The organism is Bradyrhizobium sp. ERR14 (genome assembly GCF_014198235.1).
Lineage (GTDB): Bacteria > Pseudomonadota > Alphaproteobacteria > Rhizobiales > Xanthobacteraceae > Bradyrhizobium.
Genome location: NZ_JACIHD010000002.1, coordinates 92307 through 110534, shown reverse-complemented (window position 1 = coordinate 110534; position 18228 = coordinate 92307). Strand labels below are relative to the sequence as shown.

The following is an 18228-nucleotide window of genomic DNA, read 5'->3' as shown; positions in this document are numbered from 1 at the left end:
GCTCACCCGCGCATCATGGGTTCGATGCGGCGCTGCGCATCGTCCAGTGCGGCCTTGATCGAGGCCTGGCCGGAGAGGGCCGACTGAATCGCGGTCGCCATGGTGTCGCCGATCGCCGGCCATTGCGGCACGCGCGGACGCCAGTCGACGTCGGTGTCGTCCTGCAGGGCGCCCATCGTGGCCTCGACGAAGTTCTCGCCAAAGCCATTCATCAGCTTGATGTAGTCGGGATCCTTCCACACCGAGGTGCGGTTGACACCCGAGCGCTTGGTGGGACCGGCGAACTTATGCGCGGTGCGCGCCTGGGTCTCGGCGCTCGCGGCCCACTGGATGAACAGCCAGGTCGCTTTCCGCTTCTTCTCCGGCAGCGCGGAATTGATCGGAAAGCCCCAGTTCCAGATCGACGTGGTGCGCTTGCCCGAGGGCCCCTTGGGCCAGCGGGCATAGGCGACCTTGCCGATCACCTTGGACTTCTCAGGATTGTTGATGACCGAAGCCGACGAATGCGCGTCGATGTAGCTGGCGACGGTGCCTTGCGAGAAGGCGTCGGCGATATCCGGCCAATTCCAGTTGGCGGCTGCCGTCGGCGCGTACTTCTTCATGATGTCGACGTACCAGGCGAGCGCCGCCTCGGCCTCGGGGCCATTGACGGTGAGCTTGCCGCCCTTCATCCAGTCGCCGCCGAACTCGCGGAAGATCGACGGATAGATGTACATGTTCTGGCCGGCACCGGCGACGCCGCGCAGCGCAGCCCCCCAGACGCGATCGTTCGGCGTGTTCAGCGCCGCGGCATTGGACATGTAGGCTTCTAGCGTGTCGGCCGGCTTCAGGCCTTTCGCGTCATAGAGGTCCTTGCGATAGACCTGAATGGTGACTTCACCGTCATAGGGCATGCCGTAGAGCTTGCCGTCGATGCCGTTGGCGCTGCGCCAGGCCGGAATGATGTCGTCGAGCTTGAACCAGGCCGGATCGGTCAGCGATTTGTCGGCGAGGTAAGTGTCGAGCGGCTCGACCCATTTGTTCGCGGCATAGAGCGCGTAATACATGGGATCGGCAGCGTGGGTTGCGTAGGTGCCCGTCTTCGAGGTCAGGTCGATGACGCTCTTCTGCCGGATCTGCGCCGGCGGGATCTTCTCGAAGCGGACGTCGATGCCGGTGAGCGCCTTGAACTGCGGCGCCAGTGCAATGAGGTTTTCGAAATAGCTCGCCGGGATCACGGCGACCGTGATGGTCTCGCCGGAAACCTGCTGCCAGTCGATCTGAGCGGATTTGTAGGGCGCGAGGTTGGCGTCCTGCGCGGCAGCTTGCCGGAGAAAGGCCGGGCCAAGTGTCGCGAAAGCGGCGGCGACGGTTCCGGTCTTGAGTAGCGTTCGTCGCGTCGGCTTGAATGACGTCATGCTGTCCTCCCGAAAATCCGGATTTATACTTCCGGTTAGTTAGGACATTTTCCTAAATGTTATAACAAGTCAACCGCGACAAATTGGGTGTTCTCCGGCCGTTTGACGCGGGCCGGGAACGACCGCGGATCTCGCCTCCGGGAGGCGCGATCGGGCCGAGCGGCGATCAGATGCAGTGTCGGCTAGATGTCGCCGAGGAGCTCGAAATCTGCGCGAGCGTCGCCGGCCGTATGGATCTGGCCGCTATATCGTTGTGCGCTCAGCTCGAACGCTGCCGGCAATCGGTCGTCGATAACGAGATGGTGGCACTCGTCGAGGTGGCCGCCGCGAACCGTCGCATTGCGCCCGAATTTGGTGATGTCGGCCACGAGCACGGACGTTCGTGAATTGGCGGCGATGGATTGGCGTGCCTTGACTTCATCGACATGGAAGTCGAGCAGCGAGCCGTCTGCATCGACGCCGCCGACGCCGAAGATTCCGAAGTCGGCGCGAAATCCAGAGAAGAAATGCACGGCGGCCTCGCCGATGATGTCGCGGTCGAGCGGCCGCAGCGTGCCGCCGGCGATGGTGATCTCCACGTCCGGATTGTGCGAGAAGGCTGCGGCCACGTTCAGGCTGTTGGTGATTACCCGCAGATCCCGTCGGCGGGAAAGTGCCTGCGCGACATATTCGGGGGTCGTGCCGAGCCCGATCATCAGCGACGTCCCGTCGGGAATGAGTTTGGCGGTCGCAAGCGCGATCCGCCGCTTGGCTTCGGCGTTCAGCCTGTGCCTGCTGCTGTAGGCGAGGTTCTGATTCTGGACGGGGAGGCTGACCCCACCATGCACGCGGCGAAGCAATCCCTGGTCGCAGAGCGCATTCACAAGGCGGCGGATAGTCTGCTGGGTCACTTCGAAACGCGCCGCAAGCTGCTCGATGGAAGCGAAGCCTTGCTCGCGCACGATCTCCAGTATGTGGACCTGACGTGTTCTGGCGCTCCTGGCCATGAGCCCTCCGTTCGCGACAAAAATATCATTTGAAGGGGCAAGAGGCAATTTTCTGTTTCATATGGTGTCACACTATGTTCATATGAACATAATAGTTGCTACGCCGATGAATGAGCGTGGCTCGAGGGAGGACGCATGTACTGGTCTTTGACCGGCACTGTGCTGCTCCGTTGGAGCGAGCCGCCATCGGCGTAGCTGCATCATGCTGAGAGCGAACCGGCCATGTCGGCGATTACGCTGAATCATGTCTCCAAGTCGTGGGGCGCGATGCGCGCCGTCGATGACATCAGTCTGACGGCGGACGAGGGCTCGCTGCTGGTGCTGCTGGGGCCGTCCGGCTGCGGCAAGTCGACCACATTGCGGCTGATCGCCGGGCTCGAGGAGGCCGATGCCGGCACGATCGCCATCGGCGGCGTGGACGTGACCCGCCTGTCGCCGGCGGACCGGAAGATCTCCATGGTCTTCCAGTCCTATGCGCTGTTCCCGCATTTGAGCGTGGCCGAGAACATCATTTTCGGCCTGCGCGTGCGGCGGGTGTCGCGCGCCGAACGCGACGCCCGGCTTCGTCGCGTCGCCGACATCGTTGGTCTTGCGCATCTGCTCGATCGCAAGCCGTCGCAATTGTCGGGAGGGCAGCGCCAGCGCGTCGCGCTGGGACGCGCCATCATCGCCGAGGCGCGGGTCTGTCTCATGGACGAGCCGCTGTCCAACCTGGACGCCAAGCTGCGGCACGAGATGCGAACGGAAATCCGCGCGTTGCAGCAGCGCCTTGGCATGACGATGGTCTACGTGACCCACGATCAGACCGAAGCCATGACGATGGCGGACCGCGTCGTCCTGATGCGCGATGGCCGTATCGAGCAGAACGGCTCGCCGGAAGAGCTCTACAACAGGCCGGCGACGGCGTTTACGGCGCGTTTCATCGGCACACCGCCGATGAACCTGGTGCGTCAGGGCGATCATCTGATCGGCATCCGGCCGGAGCACATTCGCATCGTGTCCGGTGGCGATCATGCGGCGCGGGTCAAGGCCGTCGAGCATCTCGGAGCCGACAGCATCGTGCTGTGCGACATCGACGGTCAGCCGATCTCGGTGCGGCTCGACGGGTTTAGCAAGGTTCAGCCCGGCGAGGATGTTCGGCTCGCCTGGGAGGCCGGTCACGAGCATCGGTTCGATCCGGCTACGGAATGCCGATGGGAAACTTCAGCCAGGGAGGGCCGGCTGGCGACCTCCGCTGGATAGCAGCGGTGGTTTCAGGCGCTCGGCGGATCACAGAGGGAGAGAGAGATGTTTGCGCGACGAACGATGCTGATGGCGGCCGCACTTGCCGTGCTCTCGATGGGAGCACGTCCCTCTGCCGCGGTGGATCTGACCATGTACTATCCGGTCGCGGTCGGCGGTCCCGTCACCAAGATCATCGACGACATGGTCTCACGTTTCGAGAAGGACAATCCGGACGTCAAGGTAACGGCAGTCTATGCCGGCAACTACACGGACACGATGACCAAGGCGATGACCGCCATGAAGGGCGGACAGCCGCCGCAACTGTCGGTCCTGCTGTCGACCGACGTCTTCACCCTGATGGACGAGAACGCCATCGTTCCGTTTGATGACCTCGTCGGCGACAAGGCCTGGTTCAAGGAATTCTATCCCGCGTTCATGGCCAACGGCCAGGTGGACGGCAAGACCTGGAGCATCCCGTTCCAGCGTTCGACCATCGTGCTGTACTGGAACAAGGACGCCTTCAAGGAAGCCGGCCTCGATCCCGAGAAGGCGCCGGCGTCCTGGGACGAAATGGTCGAGATGTCGAAGAAGCTGGTCAGGAAGGACGGCGCCAACACGACGCGTTGGGGCGTCGAGATCCCGACGACCGGCTACGGCTACTGGATGCTGCAGGCGCTCGCCATTGAGAACGGCCAGAAGATGATGAACGAGGCCGGCACCGAGGTGTATCTCACCGCGCCGAAGACGGTCGGCGCTCTCGACTACTGGGTCGACCTGTCGCGCAAGCGCAACGTCATGCCGACCGGCAGCATCGACTGGGCGACGCTCCGCACCGACTTCCTCGAAGGCAAGACGGCGATGATGTGGCACACGACGGGCAACCTCACGGCGGTCAAGGACGCCGCGAAATTCCAGTTCGGCGTGGCCATGCTGCCGGCCAAGGAGCGGCGGGGATCGCCGACCGGCGGCGGCAGCTTCTACATCTTCAAGAGCGCTTCGGCCGAGCAGCAGAAGGCCGCCGTCAAGTTCATCCAGTGGATGACGGCGCCCGAGCGTGCGGCGGAATGGAGCATGAAGACCGGCTACGTCGCGGTGTCGCCGGCCGCCTACAAGACCAAGGCGATGGAAGACTACGCCAAGGGCTTTCCGCAGGCGACCGTCGCGCGCGATCAGCTCGAGCATGCCGTGCCGGAGCTCTCCGTCCACGAGAACGGTCGCATCTACAAGTTCGTGAACGATGCCGTGCAGGCTGCGGTCACGGGCTCGCAGAAGCCGCAGGAAGCGCTGGCCGCAGCGCAGGCGCAATCCGACCGCGTGCTGCGCGCCGCCAAGTAAGCGCAAAGTAAGGGACATGGCGGGGTGGCGGTTCGCCGCCATTCCGCCGACTCTAGAATGACCGACTTCGCCGCCTCATCGCCAATCTCCGAACGCCGCGCCCGGTCGCAGGCGTGGTGGAATGCCGTGAATGCGTGGCTGCTGCTGTTGCCGGCGGCGGTGCTGCTGGTTGCGTTCACGCATTGGCCGATCCTGGCGACGATCCGGCATTCGCTGTTCATCACCAAGCGGAACGGCACCGAGGTCTTCGTCGGGGCGGACAGCTACCGGGCCATGGCGGCCGATCCGATCTTCTGGAAGGCGCTGGTCAACAATTTCTGGTTCGCGCTCGGCACGATCCCGACGTCGATCGCGCTCGCGCTGATCATGGCCGTTTGGGTCAATCGCAACATGCGCGGCCGCGGCTTTCTGCGGCTGGCGTACTTCACGCCGACCGTGCTGCCGATGATCGCCGTCGCCAACATCTGGCTGTTCTTCTACACGCCGGATTACGGCGCGCTCGATCAGCTGCGCGGGCTGTTCGGCCTTGGCGGCCGGAACTGGCTCGGCGATCCCTCGACGGTGATGGGCTGCCTGATCGTTATGGTGATCTGGAAGGAAGCCGGCTTCTTCATGATCTTCTATCTGGCGGCGCTGCAGCAGCTCTCGCCGGACCTCGATGAGGCCGCCTCCATCGAGGGCGCGAGCCGATGGTACACGTTCCGCCGGATCACTTTTCCGCTGCTGATGCCGACCACGCTGTTCGTGGCCATCAATGCGGTCATCAACTCGTTCAAGCTGGTGGACCATCTGGTCATCATGACCAAGGGCGGTCCCAACAACGCCAGCACGCTACTGCTCTATTACATCTATGAGGTCGCCTTCACGTTCCAGGATTCGTCCTACGCGGCAACGTTGACGGTTGTGCTTCTCATGCTCCTGAGCGCGATTGCGCTGATCAAGTTCGGCTATCTCGATCGCAGGATCCACTACCAATGAGAGGCCGGACACACCCCGTCGAAGCCGTCGCAGCATGGCTCCTGGCTTTGATTTGGCTCGCCCCGCTGGCCTATGCCTTCTGGAGCGCGCTGCATCCGGCTGCCTACGCCACCTCGTTCAGCCTGTCCGCGCCCTGGACGCTGGAGAATTTCACGCGGGCCTGGAAGCAGGCGCCGTTCGCCCGGTACTATCTCAACACGGTCGTGCTGGTGACGTTGGTCCTTGTTGGCCAACTCATCCTGTCGACGCTGGCTGCGTATGCCTTTGCGCGCTTCAGGTTCAAAGGTAGCGGCATGGCGTTCGCCCTCGTGCTGCTCCAGCTGATGATCATGCCCGACGTCCTCATCGTCGAGAACTATCGCGCGATTGCCAAGCTGGGCTTGCTCGATACGATCCCTGCCATCGCGCTGCCTTACATGGCGAGCGCCTTTGGCATCTTTCTGCTGCGGCAGACCTTCAAGAGCGTGCCTCAGGAGCTGGTCGAGGCCGCGCGGGTCGAGGGAGCAGGCCCACTCGTGATCCTTTGGCGGGTCTATGTGCCGTTGGCACGCCCCACCTACGTCGCCTTCGGCCTCGTCTCCGTCAGCTATCACTGGAACAACTTCCTGTGGCCGCTGATCGTCACGAATTCGGTGGAAGCGCGTCCGCTCACGGTGGGTCTTGCCGTGTTCGGCGCGCCTGAAACTGGTGTGGATTGGTCGGTGATCACGGCCGCGACCGTGATGACGATGGCCCCGCTGCTGATCGCGTTCCTGCTGTTCCAGCGTCAGTTCGTTCAGTCATTCATGCGCGCGGGTATCCGGTAATGCGGCTTCTCACCTGGAACATTCAGTGCGGCAAGGGGTGCGACGGCGTCACCGATCTGTCCAGGATCGTTGCCGTCGCCAGGCAGTCGCTCGATGCCGACGTGTTCTGCTTCCAGGAAGTGAGCGCCAATTTTTCGAGATTTGGCGATGGCGCGGATCAGAGCGCCCAGCTCGTGGCCTTGCTGCCCAGCTACTCCGCGATATTCCGGCCGGCGATCGAGACGGTGGATCGCGCGGGCAGTATCCACTGTTTCGGCAACATGACGCTGTCGCGGTTGCCGGTGCTGCAGATCGCCAATCACCTCTTGCCGTTCCCGGGCGCGGGTGGGGTGCGCAGCATGCGCCGTCACGCCCTGGAGGTGACGGTTCAAGCCTCGTTTGGCGCGATCCGCATCGTCAACACGCATCTCGAGTTTCATTCGGCCGATCAGCGTCAGGCGCAGATCACGCGGCTGCTCGACCTGCAGCAGGACGCATCGGGGAGTCCCAAGCAGGCCAGCTCCCGGCACGATGAGCCATATGGGAGCCAGACCGTCGCGGCGTCGAGCCTGATGTGCGGCGATTTCAATTTCGACGTGGCCGATCCCCAGCACGCCCTGATCGACCGCGCCGGCCGGCCCGGCCTGAATTACCGCGATGCGTGGACCGCCAATCGTCCGGGTCGCCCGCGGGCGCCGACATGCGGCATCTTTGATCGCGCGCAATGGCCCGACGGGCCGGACTGTCGCGACTTCATCTTCGTCACGGAGGATCTGGTCCGTCGCGTGCGCAGCATCGAGGTCAACGCAGCAACCGATGCGTCCGACCACCAACCCCTCGGGATCGAAGTGGCGGACTAGAGAATGGCGAAGTCATCAAAGCTTGTTGTGGCAAGGAAGGGCAGGGTGCTCCTCGTCAGGCGGCGGCGCGACAAGCGCTGGATGTTTCCGGGCGGCCGCAGGCGTGCCGGCGAGAGTGAGAGAAAGTGCCTCGATCGCGAGATCATGGAGGAGCTGCCCAAGCTCAGGCTTGGCGAGTTGAGGCTGTGGAAGGAAGTCAACGGCAAGAACCGCAGGTCCGGCCGAAGGATGAGCGATGCGATCTTCCTGGGCAAGAAGGCCTCGGGTCCCCTGAAGATCGGCGACAAGAAGGAGCTCGACCGGGCGGAATGGCGCAAGCCGCGCGGACTGAAGCTGACCCCAACCTCGCGCTACATTCGCGACAAGCTGTTTCCGAAATAGGCGGGGGCCTGGCTGTTCGCTGTGCGGAGCAGTACAGGCAGTCTAACCAGTTGCGCGCGGGAGCACGCCCCTGGCAGTGATCTCCGCCGAGAGTTCTTCGATCGTCTTGCGCTGCTCCATCGCGGTTCTGCGGATCAGGGCAAAGGCGGCAGGTTCGGCGAGCGCATGCGAATGCATCACCTGGAGAACGGCGGCGAGCACGACGCGACGCGACCGCAGGCGCTGCTCGAGCTTGAGAATCTGCTGCTTCAATTCGCCTGTGCGTTCGTTGCGCTCGAATGCCATGACGAGCGCTGCGTAAATGCCGGCGGACCGCAGCGGCTTGATCAGGAACGATGCCGGGTCGAGCTCGAACACCAGCTTGAGGCGGCTCGGCGTTTCGGTGCCGAGCAGGGCGATGACGGGCGATCGCGCCAGGTACGCGCGTTGCGCCGGTTGCAGCAGGGGCAGGAACTCGTCGTCGATCAGCGATAGATCAGGGGCGAAGCCGACGGGCTCCGCCGGCGTCCATGCGACACCCTCGATCCCGAGACGTTCGAACTGCCGTCGCACGATGGTTGAGTCGCGCTCGTCCTTGATGGCGACGAGCGCCTTGCGTCCGCGTAGCGAAAATGAAGACGGTCTGCTCATTTCACAACCCGCAAATGCGGCGCGTTCGGCAATGCGCAGCCCGCCGAGGTGTCTTTCGACGGGCTGACGGCAACGTCGAGCTGCGTCAGGTAGGGATCAGGCTTAACAGGCGCGTCGGCTTCCCAGAAAATATCAAACTGTCCTTGCGGATTGGATACGGCAAGCCGTGGTGTAAGGACGCAATGATTGTTGCCGCCATCGATCCACACCGGTCCTTGCGGCGAATTGTAGCGATAGCCCGCCGCGGCGCGCCGCACCTCGGCAATGTCGGACGTCCCCGCGCGCTGCAACGCGCGGGCCAGCAGATAGACCGCGACATAGGCGGACTGCCCGTCCACGGAAGGACTGCTGTCCGCGCCGTAGCGCGCCTTCCAGCGTGCGACGAAGGCGCGGTTCTCCGGCAGGCGGATGCTCTCGAAATAGGCCGACGAGGTGATGCAGCCGGCCGATGCCGGACCGACGATCGCCAGTTCCGGCTCGCAGAGGCTGCAGCTCAGCATGGGTATCTCGAGGCCGGCGGCTTTGGTGCCGGCGTCAAAGGCGCGGATGAAGTCGTAACTCGAGCTTCCGACCAGCGTGTTGAACACGATCGGCGGCTTGCGGCGGACGATCTCGTCGACGATGTGACCGACGGCGCTTTCGCCGAGCTCGAGCAGCCGTTCGGCGAGGATGTGGCCATCTGCCGCGCTGACCAGCTCACGGGTGACGCGATTGGTCTCCCAGGTCCACACATAGTTGGAGCCGACACAGAAAAACTCTCGCGACAGATTGTCGAGCACGTAGCGGACCAGCGGCAACACGTTGTGATTAGGCGAGGCGCCGACATAGATCACGTTGTCCGAGCACTCGAAGCCCTCGTAGCGGGCGGGATACCAGAGCAGGCGATCGGTGCGCTCCACGATGGGGAGGACCTGCTTGCGCGAGGCCGAGGTGTAGCAGCCGATGATGTGCTCGACGCCGACATTGCGGATCAAATCGTCACAGACCGTGTGATATTCGGAGACGATGCCGCGGGGGTCGCGGATGTGGGGCGTGATCGAGAAGGCGAACTCGGTCTGCGTGTTGATCTCGTCGACCGCCATCATCGCGCTCTTGAGGATCTCGCGGCCCATTGCCTGATAGGGCCCTGACTGCGAGCAGATGATGCCAACGGGAACAGACGGCTTTGTCATTGGCGGCTTTCGATCGCGAAACGCGAAGATGAAATCATCATCGCCGATGAGAGCGCAAGGGGCTTAGAGTCGGCTTGCCGTTTTGCTGCGCAGCACTCTCGAAATTTAGGCAGGGAGTATCGTTGACAACACGATGGTCAGTTACTTAGACTTTTCTCCTACAGGGCGACCTGTCGAACCTCGCGTGCGCTGATCTGGCCGATGACGTCCAGCTCTTTGCTAACCAAGTGCTTCGTTCGATCACGGCCCCTAAGCGATAGATCATAGCCGCGGCATTTGAGCCATTCGTTACCTCATTCGGGAGGGGCGGGTGGCTTTTTTCGTTTTGCCGCCAGGACAGCTGGCGATGCGTCCGCGTCGCCAGAACGGTGACGCATGTCCGCGCGCGAGCGTGCGTGTGCGTCACATCGCGTGGGAGGATAGGAACGATGGCGGCAACAGATCTCCACTATCTCGGTCTCGTCGACGTCGGACGGAAGATCCAGGCGGAGGAGCTGTCGCCGGTCGAAGCCACCAAGGCGATGCTCGGCCGGATCGAGAAGCTCGACGGCAAGCTCAAAAGCTTCGCCTATGTCATGGCCGACTCGGCGCTCGCGGAAGCGGCCGCGGCCGAGAAGGAGATCGCTTCCGGCAAGATCAGGGGACCGCTGCACGGCGTGCCGGTCGCTGTGAAGGATCTCTGCTGGGCCAAGGGCGCGCCGGCCGCGCATGGCATGACGATCCATCGCGACTTTCGCCCGACCGAGGACGCCACGGTGGTTGCGCGGCTGAAGGAGGCCGGCGCGATCATCCTCGGCAAGCTGCAGCAGACCGAGGGCGCCTATGCCGATCATCATCCGAAGATCGACCCGCCGAAGAATCCGTGGAACGCGGATCTCTGGCCCGGCGCATCGTCGAGCGGCTCGGGCGTGGCGACCGCGGCCGGCCTCTGCTTCGGCTCGCTCGGCACCGATACCGGCGGGTCGATCCGCTTTCCGTCCGCGGCCAATGGTGTCACCGGGCTCAAGCCGACCTGGGGACGGGTCAGCCGCTACGGCGCGTTCGAGCTGGCACCGACGCTGGATCACATCGGCCCGATGGCGCGGAGCGCGGTCGATTGCGGCGCGATGCTTCGCGTGATCGCCGGGCAAGATCCCAAGGATACGACGGCGGTTCCGCTGTCGGTACCCGATTATCTCGCCGGCCTGACCGGCGATCTGCGCGGCGTGACCATCGGCCTCGACCGGCGCTGGACCAGCGAAGGCACCGACGGCGATGCCGGCAAGGTGCTGGCCGAGGGGTTGCGGGTCGCGGCCGATCTCGGTGCGAAGATCAAGGAAGTTGCCTTTCCCGATCCCAAAGCGATCATCGACGACTGGTTCCCGCTCTGCGGCATCGAAGTCGCGGTCGCGCATGAGGAGACCTATCCAGCGCGCAAGGACGAGTACGGCCCGGCGTTGACCGGCCTGCTCGATCTCGGCCGGCAACAGTCCGGCATGGATTACCAGAAGATCGCGCTCCGACGCGAAGCGTTTCGCGGCGCCGTGCGTGTGCTGTTCGAGACGGTCGATCTCCTCGCGATCCCGGCCCAGGCGTTCGCCGCGCCGACGCTTGCCAAGATGGCAGCGCTCGGTGAGGACGCCTCGCTGATCGGAGGCCTGCTCCGCTTTACATGCCCGTTCGACATGACGGGAAGCCCGACCGTGACGTTGCCCGGCGGCTTCGCGGCGAACGGCGGCCCGATTGGCTTCCAGTTCGTCGGCCGTCATTTCGATGAGGCCGGTCTCGTTCGCGCGGGCGATGCGTTCCAGCGCGTCACCGACTGGCACAAGCGTCATCCCGCGATCTGAGTCGAGGAGCCGATCTCATGTCTGAAGACTGGTTGAAGACATCCATCATGGCCAAGCGCGCCGTCGCCAAGGGCGCGACCGGCACGACACATAGCCTGACCATCGAGCAGCAGGGGGACTTCCACTACGTCTATGGTCCCTATGCCAAGCCGACCCTGTCGATCGACCCCGGCGGGGTCGTCGTCGTCGAGACCGAAGATGCGTTCGGCGGCGTGTTGACCAAGGACACCGACAGTCCCACCGCCAAGTTGAACTTTCCCTATCTCAACCCGCAATGCGGGCCGATCGCGGTGAAGGGCGCCAAGAAGGGCGATTGCCTCGCGATCTATATTCGCGACGTCGAGACACGGGGCGAGCAGCCGGCCGGCACGACCTGCATCATTCCGGAGTTCGGTGGGCTGGTCGGGACCGGGTCGACGGCACTGCTCAATCCGCCGCTGCCGGAGCGCGTAAAGAAGCTGCATGTCGACAGGAGCGGCGTGCGCTGGAACGACAAGCTCACGCTGCCCTACGAGCCCTTCATCGGCACCATCGGCGTCTCGCCGGAGATCGAGGCGATCTCGTCGCTGCAGCCGGACTATCACGGCGGCAACATGGATTTGCCCGATGTTGCGCCCGGCGCGATCATCTATTTCCCGGTGCATACCGACGGCGGGATGCTCTACGTCGGCGACTGCCACGCAACGCAGGGCGACGGCGAACTCTCCGGCGTTGCGCTCGAGCAGCGTGCGACTGTCACGCTCCAGGTCGATTTGATCAAGAATTGGAGCTTCGCCTGGCCGCGGCTCGAGACCAAGGACTTCATCATGACGATCGGCAGCGCGCGTCCGCTCGAGGACGCCGCGCGCATCGCCTATCGCGAACTGGTGCGGTGGATGGCGGCCGATTACGGCTTCGACGAGATCGACGCCTACATGCTGCTCAGCCAGGCCGGCCGCATGCGCCTCGGCAACATGGTCGACCCCAAATACACGATGGGGGCGTCCATCTTGAAGAATTACCTCAAGCCATGACACCCAGCCGCTTTCCATAGAGGGGACATCACGATGAATTCGGGACACAAGCTACGGATGGTTTTGCTCGGCGCCATGTTCGGAACCGCGGCGTCGATGAGTATTGCCAACGCCGCGGAGCCGCCGCTGAAGGTGGGCCTGCTCGAAGACGTGTCCGGCGATCTTGCCTTCATGGGCATGCCGAAGCTGCACGGCTCGCAGCTCGCCGTCGAGGAGATCAACAAGAGCGGCGGCATTCTGGGCCGGCAGATCGAGCTGATCCACCTCGATCCCCAGGGCGATAACGCACGCTACCAGGAATTCGGCCGGCGCCTGCTCAATCGCGACAAGGTGGACGTACTGATCGGCGGCATCACTTCGGCCTCGCGCGAGGCGCTGCGTCCGATCGTCGATCGCACCACGACGCCGTATTTCTACACCAACCAGTACGAAGGCGGCGTCTGCGATGCCAGCATGATCAGCATGGGCGCGGTGCCCGAGCAGCAATTCTCGACGCTGATCCCCTGGATGGTCGAGAAGTTCGGCAAGAAGGTCTATGTCATCGCGGCCGACTACAATTTCGGCCAGATCTCGGCGGAGTGGAACCGCAAGATCATGAAGGAACTCGGCGGCGAGGTCGTCGGCGAGGAGTTCATCCCGCTCGGCGTGTCGCAGTTCGCGCAGACCATCCAGAACATCCAGAAGGCCAAGCCCGACTGGCTGCTGACGATCAATGTCGGCGCTGCCCAAGATTCGTTCTTCGAGCAGGCGGCGGCGGCCAACCTCAATTTGCCGATGGGCTCGTCGATCAAGGTCATGCTCGGCTTCGAGCACAAGCGGTTCAAGCCGCCGGCCCTCAACAACATGCACGCGACTGCGAACTGGTTCGAGGAGATCGATACGCCCGAGGCCACCGAGTTCAAGAAGCGCTGGCACGCCAAGTTCCCTGACGAGCTTTACATCAACGACATGGGGTACAACGCCTATAACGCGCTCTACATGTACAAGGCGCTGGTCGAGAAGGCGAAATCGATCAAGCTCGAGGACATGCGGAAAGTGATCGCGACCGGCGATGCCTGCATCGACGCGCCCGAGGGCAAGGTCTGCATCGACCCGAAGAGCCAGCACACCTCTCACCGCATGCGCCTGATATCGGTCGGGCCGAAGCACGAGGTGAAGGTCGAGAAGGACTACGGCACGATCCAGCCTTACTGGCTTGGCGAGATCGGGTGCGATCTCACCAAGAAGAACGACAAGGATCAGTACACGCCGAGCCATCTCCCCAAGAAGTCCTGAGGCGGGCACGGATCTTGCTCGTGTTTGATGTCACGTTTCTGAACAAGACCGGCGCCGCAACGACGCGGCGTCGGGATCGGCAAGGGGACCAAGATGTCGGCTGAAGTGTTCTCGCTGTTCTACCAGTTCGCCGACGTCTTCGCGTTCCTCATTCTCTCGGCCGCAGGCCTCGCCATCGTGTTTGGCATGATGGGTGTCATCAACATGGCGCATGGCGAATTCATAATGTGCGGCGCCTATGTGACCGTCGGCTTGGTGAATCTCGGCGTGCCGCTCGCGATTGCCCAGATGCTGGCCGCGGTGACGGCCGGGCTCATCGGTGTCCTCGTTGAATTCCTCGTCGTGCGGCGGTTCTACAAGCGCCCCCTGGATTCGCTGCTCGCGACCTGGGGACTTAGCCTGATCGTGACGCAGTCGATGCTCCTGATCGTCGGTTCCGCCGTGCGCGGCATCGGGACGCCCGAGGGGAGCTTTGCGATCGGCGGCTATACGTTCTCGACCTACCGCCTGGTGCTGTTCGGTTGCGCCGTGGCGGTGCTGGCCGGCCTCTACACCATCTTCATGAAGACGCGCTTTGGCGTGATCGCGCGAGCGACGATGCAAAATGCGGCAATGGCCAAGGCGCTGGGTGCACGCACCGGCCGCATCTATGCGATCAGCTTCGGGATCGGAACCGGCCTTGCCGGGCTTTGCGGCGCGCTCTACGCGCCGACCATGACGCTGATCCCGACCATGGGCGCGACCTTCGTGGTCGAGAGTTTTGTCACCGTCGTGATCGGCGGAGCCAACGTGCTGCTCGGAACGGCGCCGGCCGCCGTGTTCCTGGCGATGATCCGGATGGCGTTGAACGCGAGCTACGGCCAGATCATCGGACAGATCGGCATGCTGGTCGCCGTCATCCTGATCATCCGCGTCTTGCCCGAGGGACTCTCCAGCGTGCTGGTTCGCCGTGGACGCTAAAGGGGAATCTGTGATGTTCAAGCTGCTCGAAGGTCCACAGACGCTCGGACGCGGCAAGATGTTCTGGTCGTGCTTCCTGGTCGTGCTCGCGGGCGCGCTGGCCTATCCGCTGTTCGCCGATTCCTACGATGTCGGCAATTTCGCCTACTTCCTGATCTGGATCTTCATGGCGCTCGGCCTCTGCCTGATGTGGGGCTATGGCGGCATGCTGTCCTTCGGCCAGACACTTTTCTTCGGTATTGCCGGTTACAGCTACGGCGTGCTCGCGATCAACATGGGCGGCGGCACCGCGACGATCGCCGCGCTCGTTCTCTCTGTCGTCCTGGCAATGATCGCGGCCGGCATCCTCGGCTATTTCATGATCTGGGGCGGCATCAACGGCATCTTCTTTGGCATCGTGACGTTGTCCGCGACGTTGGTGCTGGCTTTCTTCCTCGGCCAGACGGCCGGGCCGGAATGGCATATCGGGCCGGCGCGGCTGAACGGCTTCAACGGCATGAAGGGCATGGACCCGCTGACCGTCGGCGACTTCTATATCGAGGGCTCGGCGCTCTATTACGTCATGATCGCCCTAATCGTGATCGTCTATCTCGCGCTGCGGATGCTGGTGAATTCCGGCATCGGCAACGTCATCGTGGCGACGCGCGAGAATCCGCAGCGTGCCGAGATGCTGGGTTACGACGTCCGCAAATATCAGCTGCTGACCTTCGTGATCGGAAGCGGTCTCGCAGGCCTCAGCGGCGCGCTGTACACGTCCTGGGGACAGTTCATCACGCCGTCCAGCATCGGCTTGCCGGCCGCCGCGATGCCCATCGTGTGGGTGGCGTTCTCCGGGCGCAGCGATCTGACCGCGACCTTGGTCGGGTCGTTCCTGCTGCTGTTCGGCTTTCAGACCATCACGGTCTACAGCCAGCAGGCGGCGCTGGTGCTGATGGGCGCGCTGCTGCTCGCGACCGTGATGCTGGCGCCGCAAGGCTTCGTGCTCGGCATCGGCAAGCTCGCCGCCGACTGGTGGCAGGGGCGCCGGCGACGCAGCGACGTGGTGGCTGAGGCCGGCCGCTTGCAACCGGAAGAGTCCTGATCATGGCGCTGGTCGAAGTCAAAGGCGTCTCGAAGCGCTTCGGCGGATTGACGGCCGTCTCCGGCGTCGACCTGACGGTCAATGCCGGGGAGATCCACTGCCTGATCGGCCCCAACGGTGCCGGCAAGAGCACACTGTTCAAGCTGATCGCCGGCCTCTATCCGCCGACCGAGGGCAGTATCCTGTTCGACACCGTCGATATCACGGCCGAGCGGCCCTACGCGCGCGTGCAGCGGGGCATGAGCATCAAGATGCAGGCCCCGAGCGTGTTCAAGGAATTGCCTGTCCGGCAGAACATCCAGACCGCGCTGCAGGAGCGATTGTCCGGCTCGGAACGCATCGCTGAGGAAGATCGCCTGCTGACGCTGCTCAATCTCGCGGCGGACGGCGACAAGCTCGCGGGCGCGCTGTCGCATGGCCAGCAGCAATGGCTCGAGATCGGGATGGCGCTGGCGTTGAAGCCGCAGCTCCTGCTGCTGGACGAGCCGACCGCGGGCATGTCGCCCGAGGAAACCTTCAGGACCGGCGAACTGATCAGGTCGTTCAATGCCGAGGGCATGACGGTGCTCGTGGTCGAGCACGACATGGCCTTCGTCCGCCAGGTCGCCCGGCGCGTCACGGTGCTGCATCTCGGCAGGATTTTTGCGCGCGGCACGCTCGAAAGCATCCTGCAGGACGAGAAGGTCGCGGAAATCTATCTGGGTAAGACCCATGCTCACTAAACCGTCGTCCTCTGAGCCGATCATCGACGTTGCCGAGTTATGGGCGGGATATGGCGCGACGCCGATCCTGCAGGGCGTCACCATGTCGGTCTCGCGCGGCGAGATCGTCGGCGTGATCGGCCGCAACGGCGTCGGCAAGTCGACCCTGATGCGCTGCCTGATCGGCCTGCTGCAAACTTGGCGCGGGACGATCAGCTTCATGGGGCAGGACGTCACGGCGCTGGAGGCCGACGCACGGGCAAGGGCTGGCTTCGGCTACATCCCGCAAGGGCGCGACGTCTTTCCGCAAATGACCGTCGAGGAGAATCTTCAGGTAGGCGAACTGATCGGCGGTCCTGGCGGCAAGAAGCTGCCGGAGCTGATCTACGAATATTTCCCGCGGCTGAAGGAGCGCCGGCGGCAGGCCGCAGGCACCATGTCGGGCGGCGAGCAACAGCAGCTCGCCATCGGCCGCGCGCTGATCGGCAATCCGTCCCTGATGATCTTGGACGAGCCGTCCGAGGGCATCCAGCCTTCGATCGTGCAGCACATTTGCGAGGCGCTGCGATCGTTCCGGAACGAGCTCGGAACCACCATCATCTTCGTCGAGCAGAACCTCGACACGATCCTGGCGATCGCCGAGCGCTGCTACATCATGGAGAAGGGCAAGATTACGCGGTCGCTCGCTGGCGGCGAGGTCAGTGAGGACAACGTGCGCGAACAGCTTCTGCTCTGATGGGCCTCGGGCGTGCTTTCAAGTCGTCAATAGGGAGGGAATGAACATGGATCTCGGACTCAAGGGAGCAAAGGTTCTCGTCACCGGCAGCACCAAGGGCATCGGCAGGGCGATCGCCGACACCTTCGCGGCGGAAGGGGCCAATGTCGGAATCTGCGCGCGCAACCAGGCGGACGTCGACGGCGCCGTCACCGCGATCAAGGCGAAGGGCGTCGCCGCGTTCGGCAGTTCGGTCGACGTCTCCAATGGTCCGGCGCTCAAGGCCTGGGTGGAGGATATGGCCTCCAAGCTCGGCGGCATCGACATCGTCGTCGCCAATGTCAGCGCCCTGTCGATCGGGCAGGACGAGGAGAGCTGGGAGAAGGAGTTCTCCACCGACATGATGGGCACGGTGCGGCTGGTCAATGCCGCGATGCCTTATCTGGAGAAGAGCAAGGCCGCTGCGATCGTCACGATCTCCAGCGTGTCGGGCCGCGAGGTCGATTTCGCCAGCGGTCCCTACGGCACGTTCAAGGCCGCGATCATCCACTACACGCAAGGGCTCGCCTTCCACCTGGCCGGCAAGGGCATCCGCGCCAACTCAATGTCGCCCGGCAACACCTATTTCGAGGGCGGTGTCTGGAACCAGATCAAGGACGGCAATCCCGAGCTGTACAAGACCGCGCTGGCGCTGAACCCGACCGGCCGCATGGGCACGCCGCAGGAAATGGCGAATGGCGCGGTGTTCCTTGCCAGCAAGGCGGCGAGCTTCATCACCGGGACCAATCTCGTGGTCGATGGGGCGCTCACGCGCGGGGTGCAGTTCTAGGCGCATCCGGAGCCGCGCCGCTACGAGACCGGGCCGTCGCGGCGCCGGTGAGCGAAGCCGTTTCGACAACAACAGGG

18 protein-coding genes are annotated in these 18228 nt (G+C 63.6%); 14 read left to right on the top strand and 4 right to left on the bottom strand.

The genetic code is table 11. The features are described 5' to 3' along the window. Positions 1-2: 2 nt before the first annotated feature. Both GGD62_RS06855 and GGD62_RS06850 read right to left on the bottom strand, forming a co-directional pair. A complete protein-coding gene (locus GGD62_RS06855; protein WP_179737417.1) occupies positions 3-1397 on the bottom strand; it encodes a sugar ABC transporter substrate-binding protein in 1395 nt (464 codons plus the stop codon). A 182-nt stretch (positions 1398-1579) separates the two neighbouring features. Then, positions 1580-2431, bottom strand: coding sequence for a DeoR/GlpR family DNA-binding transcription regulator (locus GGD62_RS06850; protein ID WP_246784203.1), 852 nt, complete (start codon positions 2429-2431; stop codon positions 1580-1582). A 174-nt stretch (positions 2432-2605) separates the two neighbouring features. On the opposite strand from GGD62_RS06850, the gene GGD62_RS06845 reads away from it, so the two are divergent. From GGD62_RS06845 to GGD62_RS06820, 6 genes are all read left to right on the top strand, one after another. Then, complete coding sequence (locus tag GGD62_RS06845) at positions 2606-3625, top strand: ABC transporter ATP-binding protein (RefSeq protein WP_179737419.1); 1020 nt, start codon at positions 2606-2608, stop codon at positions 3623-3625. 63 nt (positions 3626-3688) lie between these two features. Beyond that, positions 3689-4942 carry an ABC transporter substrate-binding protein gene (locus GGD62_RS06840; protein WP_179737547.1) on the top strand — a complete coding sequence of 418 codons (1254 nt, stop codon included), beginning with the start codon at positions 3689-3691 and terminating at the stop codon, positions 4940-4942. A gap of 57 nt (positions 4943-4999) precedes the next feature. After that, complete coding sequence (locus tag GGD62_RS06835) at positions 5000-5920, top strand: carbohydrate ABC transporter permease (RefSeq protein WP_018321019.1); 921 nt, start codon at positions 5000-5002, stop codon at positions 5918-5920. Then, positions 5917-6726 carry a carbohydrate ABC transporter permease gene (locus GGD62_RS06830; protein WP_018321018.1) on the top strand — a complete coding sequence of 270 codons (810 nt, stop codon included), beginning with the start codon at positions 5917-5919 and terminating at the stop codon, positions 6724-6726. Before GGD62_RS06835 ends, GGD62_RS06830 begins: the two co-directional genes overlap by 4 nt. Beyond that, entirely contained in the window at positions 6615-7565 is a 951-nt protein-coding gene (locus GGD62_RS06825) for an endonuclease/exonuclease/phosphatase family protein (protein WP_244550701.1), read from the top strand. The genes GGD62_RS06830 and GGD62_RS06825 overlap by 112 nt, the downstream gene beginning before the upstream one ends. Positions 7566-7568: 3 nt before the next feature. Further along, positions 7569-7946, top strand: coding sequence for an NUDIX hydrolase (locus GGD62_RS06820; protein ID WP_018321016.1), 378 nt, complete (start codon positions 7569-7571; stop codon positions 7944-7946). Positions 7947-7988: 42 nt separating this feature from the next. Here GGD62_RS06820 and GGD62_RS06815 read toward each other — a convergent pair whose 3' ends face one another. Next, complete coding sequence (locus GGD62_RS06815) at positions 7989-8576, bottom strand: ANTAR domain-containing response regulator (RefSeq protein WP_018321015.1); 588 nt, start codon at positions 8574-8576, stop codon at positions 7989-7991. After that, positions 8573-9748, bottom strand: coding sequence for a transporter substrate-binding domain-containing protein (locus GGD62_RS06810; RefSeq protein WP_018321014.1), 1176 nt, complete (start codon positions 9746-9748; stop codon positions 8573-8575). Before GGD62_RS06810 ends, GGD62_RS06815 begins: the two co-directional genes overlap by 4 nt. Positions 9749-10176: 428 nt before the next feature. Here GGD62_RS06810 and GGD62_RS06805 point away from each other — a divergent pair, with 428 nt between their 5' ends. The 8 genes from GGD62_RS06805 (at position 10177) to GGD62_RS06770 (ending at position 18151) form a co-directional block, all read left to right on the top strand. Then, positions 10177-11577, top strand: coding sequence for an amidase (locus tag GGD62_RS06805; RefSeq protein WP_183232640.1), 1401 nt, complete (start codon positions 10177-10179; stop codon positions 11575-11577). A 17-nt stretch (positions 11578-11594) separates the two neighbouring features. Next, complete coding sequence (locus tag GGD62_RS06800; protein ID WP_018321012.1) at positions 11595-12590, top strand: acetamidase/formamidase family protein; 996 nt, start codon at positions 11595-11597, stop codon at positions 12588-12590. Positions 12591-12647: 57 nt separating this feature from the next. Then, a complete protein-coding gene (locus GGD62_RS06795; protein WP_018321011.1) occupies positions 12648-13865 on the top strand; it encodes an urea ABC transporter substrate-binding protein in 1218 nt (405 codons plus the stop codon). 93 nt (positions 13866-13958) lie between these two features. Further along, positions 13959-14825: an ABC transporter permease subunit gene (locus tag GGD62_RS06790; RefSeq protein ID WP_018321010.1), complete on the top strand. Its 867-nt coding sequence runs from the start codon at positions 13959-13961 to the stop codon at positions 14823-14825. A 13-nt stretch (positions 14826-14838) separates the two neighbouring features. After that, the gene (locus tag GGD62_RS06785; RefSeq protein ID WP_183232641.1) at positions 14839-15906 is read left to right on the top strand and encodes a branched-chain amino acid ABC transporter permease; all 1068 of its coding nucleotides are present in this window, start codon (positions 14839-14841) and stop codon (positions 15904-15906) included. Positions 15907-15908: 2 nt separating this feature from the next. Next, positions 15909-16628 carry an ABC transporter ATP-binding protein gene (locus GGD62_RS06780; RefSeq protein ID WP_179737427.1) on the top strand — a complete coding sequence of 240 codons (720 nt, stop codon included), beginning with the start codon at positions 15909-15911 and terminating at the stop codon, positions 16626-16628. Next, entirely contained in the window at positions 16618-17343 is a 726-nt protein-coding gene (locus GGD62_RS06775) for an ABC transporter ATP-binding protein (RefSeq protein ID WP_179737429.1), read from the top strand. Before GGD62_RS06780 ends, GGD62_RS06775 begins: the two co-directional genes overlap by 11 nt. A 46-nt stretch (positions 17344-17389) precedes the next feature. After that, a complete protein-coding gene (locus GGD62_RS06770; RefSeq protein WP_179737431.1) occupies positions 17390-18151 on the top strand; it encodes an SDR family NAD(P)-dependent oxidoreductase in 762 nt (253 codons plus the stop codon). Positions 18152-18228: the final 77 nt, after the last annotated feature.

Bases quoted from the DNA above. Each gene is read 5' to 3' on its own strand.
- GGD62_RS06795 (WP_018321011.1), top strand. From the start codon at position 12,648: ATGGTTTTGCTCGGCGCCATGTTCGGAACCGCGGCGTCGATGAGTATT.
- GGD62_RS06780 (WP_179737427.1), top strand. From the start codon at position 15,909: ATGGCGCTGGTCGAAGTCAAAGGCGTCTCGAAGCGCTTCGGCGGATTG.
- GGD62_RS06800 (WP_018321012.1), top strand. From the start codon at position 11,595: ATGTCTGAAGACTGGTTGAAGACATCCATCATGGCCAAGCGCGCCGTC.
- GGD62_RS06815 (WP_018321015.1), bottom strand. From the start codon at position 8,576: ATGAGCAGACCGTCTTCATTTTCGCTACGCGGACGCAAGGCGCTCGTC.
- GGD62_RS06855 (WP_179737417.1), bottom strand. From the start codon at position 1,397: ATGACGTCATTCAAGCCGACGCGACGAACGCTACTCAAGACCGGAACC.
- GGD62_RS06820 (WP_018321016.1), top strand. From the start codon at position 7,569: ATGGCGAAGTCATCAAAGCTTGTTGTGGCAAGGAAGGGCAGGGTGCTC.
- GGD62_RS06845 (WP_179737419.1), top strand. From the start codon at position 2,606: ATGTCGGCGATTACGCTGAATCATGTCTCCAAGTCGTGGGGCGCGATG.
- GGD62_RS06775 (WP_179737429.1), top strand. From the start codon at position 16,618: ATGCTCACTAAACCGTCGTCCTCTGAGCCGATCATCGACGTTGCCGAG.
- GGD62_RS06835 (WP_018321019.1), top strand. From the start codon at position 5,000: ATGACCGACTTCGCCGCCTCATCGCCAATCTCCGAACGCCGCGCCCGG.
- GGD62_RS06810 (WP_018321014.1), bottom strand. From the start codon at position 9,748: ATGACAAAGCCGTCTGTTCCCGTTGGCATCATCTGCTCGCAGTCAGGG.
- GGD62_RS06785 (WP_183232641.1), top strand. From the start codon at position 14,839: ATGTTCAAGCTGCTCGAAGGTCCACAGACGCTCGGACGCGGCAAGATG.
- GGD62_RS06830 (WP_018321018.1), top strand. From the start codon at position 5,917: ATGAGAGGCCGGACACACCCCGTCGAAGCCGTCGCAGCATGGCTCCTG.
- GGD62_RS06790 (WP_018321010.1), top strand. From the start codon at position 13,959: ATGTCGGCTGAAGTGTTCTCGCTGTTCTACCAGTTCGCCGACGTCTTC.
- GGD62_RS06840 (WP_179737547.1), top strand. From the start codon at position 3,689: ATGCTGATGGCGGCCGCACTTGCCGTGCTCTCGATGGGAGCACGTCCC.
- GGD62_RS06770 (WP_179737431.1), top strand. From the start codon at position 17,390: ATGGATCTCGGACTCAAGGGAGCAAAGGTTCTCGTCACCGGCAGCACC.
- GGD62_RS06805 (WP_183232640.1), top strand. From the start codon at position 10,177: ATGGCGGCAACAGATCTCCACTATCTCGGTCTCGTCGACGTCGGACGG.